1 protein-coding gene is annotated in these 506 nt (G+C 75.1%); it reads left to right on the top strand.

The features are described from left to right. Positions 1–506, top strand: a 506-nt coding sequence (locus AC01Y6_RS11290; RefSeq protein ID WP_476671627.1) for a P-loop NTPase family protein, incomplete at both ends; no start/stop codon positions are given.

Below are 506 nucleotides of genomic sequence, written 5' to 3'. Positions count from 1 at the left end.
GGGGGTGGCCAGCGGCCTCGCCCTCTGGGCCCCTTTGGGAAGCGGCCAAGCGGGGGAACCCACGGCCGTGGGCCCTCCGGTGGTGCTGGCGGAAAGGCTGAGCAAGCTGGCCGCCCCCGGCGAGGTCCTCACCGACGCCGCCACCCTGGCCCTGGCCCCCGGGACCGAGGCCGAGCCCCTGGGCCCTAAGGAGGTTAAAGGCCTGGGGGCGGTGGAGGTGGCCCGGGTCCACCGGGCGCGCCCCGAGCTGGGCCCGGAGGGTAGGGCCTTCCTGGCCCAACTCCGCCAGGCCCTGGCCAGGCCCCCCGGCCGCCTCAACCTGGTGGGCCCCCCGGGAAGCGGCAAGACCTTCCTTCTGGAAAGGCTCCTGGAGGAACCCTTCCCCTTCCCGGTGGTGGTCCTGGAGCGCATGGGCCCGGAAACCCCCCTTAGGGCCAGCCTCAGGGAGGCGGTGGGGCGGGCCTTCGGAACGCCTGAGGCGCTCCTAGGCCGGGTGGGGCTTCCGG

The sequence above is a fragment of the Thermus sp. genome, assembly GCF_056332225.1.
This window is presented reverse-complemented; position numbering and strand designations above follow the sequence as displayed.